The sequence below is a fragment of the Aeromonas sp. PrichA-15 genome, assembly GCF_017939245.1.
Lineage (GTDB): Bacteria > Pseudomonadota > Gammaproteobacteria > Enterobacterales > Aeromonadaceae > Aeromonas > Aeromonas caviae.
In genome coordinates, this window is the sequence record NZ_JAGKRH010000153.1 from 1 (window position 1) to 655 (window position 655).

The window sequence follows — 655 nt, forward strand, 5'->3', positions numbered from 1 at the left end:
CTGGCTGGGACTGACGGAACTTGACCCACGCCAGCCCGGCAGGCAGCTTCACGCGACCCTTTTCAAGGCGGCAATACTTGTCGAAGTTGACGAACCGGATAGCGTCGCGGTTGTCGCTTTTTTTCTTGAATACGGGTGCCTTGGCGACGAGTTTCTTATCAAAGCAGCGCATCCACGCGCCATGCAAATCCTTGAGCTTCTGCTGGAGGTTGTCGGTATATGCCTCGGCCAGAAAGGCCATTTCTGGGTCTTTCTTCCAACTGGTGAGCATCCTGTTCAGCTCAAAGGCAGAAGGCAGTTTTTCGCCAGCATCCAGAATGCGTTTGGTTTCTGCCAGCCCGTGATTCCAGACATAACGAGCACAACCGCCCAACTGGCGCAGGCGTTGCGCTTGTTGTTCGGTCGGTTCGAGTCGGAATTTGTAGGCTTTCAGAATTTGCATTTAGCGCTCAGTGTGTAGCATTATTGCCATATCTATTAAGCCCGATTGAGTGACAGAATGCAATTCACTACCTGATTACCCATGACCCTCAGCCAGCTTCAAGAGCCGATATGGCATCGGAGGGCTTGCCACGACTGCATGCCCCAATTCAACCAACATGCTCTTGAGGTCAAAACGATGATTAAACCGGAAGCAGTATTCCGCAAGATGCCT

The 655-nt window shown here is 52.1% G+C and carries 1 protein-coding gene and 1 pseudogene; both read right to left on the bottom strand.

Annotation, left to right across the window (positions count from 1 at the left end):
- A partial coding sequence (locus J9889_RS17070; RefSeq protein ID WP_210557448.1) for a helix-turn-helix domain-containing protein occupies positions 1 to 442 on the bottom strand: 442 nt, incomplete at its 3' end.
- Positions 443 to 517: 75 nt separating this feature from the next.
- Positions 518 to 655: pseudogene (locus J9889_RS17075) on the bottom strand (IS1595 family transposase); the annotation flags it as partial.